Source organism: Bartonella sp. AU16XJBT, from assembly GCF_028618665.1.
Classification (GTDB): Bacteria; Pseudomonadota; Alphaproteobacteria; order Rhizobiales; family Rhizobiaceae; genus Bartonella.
Genome location: NZ_JAQITF010000080.1, coordinates 1 through 731, shown reverse-complemented (window position 1 = coordinate 731; position 731 = coordinate 1). Strand labels below are relative to the sequence as shown.

Below are 731 nucleotides of genomic sequence, written 5' to 3'. Positions count from 1 at the left end.
GGCAATCGCAAATTCATCATGGTGCAATTGCCTGAATTATGTGATGAAAAGAGCGAAGCTTATAAGGCTGGTTATAAAACTATCTGCGATATAGGTAGCGAACGTATTCGCCGTGCTGGTGCACAAATCAAGCAAAAGCATGAAGCAGAATGCACAAGCGAGCAGCCTCTAGACATCGGATTTCGCGTGCTAGAACTCGATAGTTCAAACTTTCCCCTATGGGACGATAGCCCGATTGATCCGAATACACTTGATGTTAAAGAACAATTGAAAATGCGCTTTGATCATATTTTGCAGGGGGTAAATCCCGAGCGCTCTCATCAAGATATTATCTTTGAGATCATACTTAAATATGGTTGGCCACTGGATTTAAAAATTTATCCTTTACCCATCAATGGCAAAAAATTCTATTACATAGGTGAGAGCGAAGGCGATGTCTTGGTGATTATAGCCATAGACTCGCCCTTTGAACCCGAAGATGCGGAAGAGATGATAAAGTATTTTCCCGTAAAAATCGTAGCGCTTGATGCGGCCTTTAAAAGTGATGAAGCGCTTATTAATTGCGACTTTATCTTTAAAGACAATGAAGTAAGTTTTGATAAAATTTAAACTATAGAGAGACGATTGGGGCGGCGATATGAAACTTAAATTTAAACAACAAGAATTTCAAAATGATGCGGTTAAAAGCGTCATTGATTTATTTAAAGGCCAACCACAACAGCATTCTTCTT

Annotated in this window: 1 pseudogene; it reads left to right on the top strand. The window is 39.1% G+C overall.

Annotation, left to right across the window (positions count from 1 at the left end):
• Positions 1-609 (top strand): annotated as a pseudogene (locus PVV66_RS09655) (hypothetical protein); the annotation flags it as partial.
• Positions 610-731 lie beyond the last annotated feature (122 nt).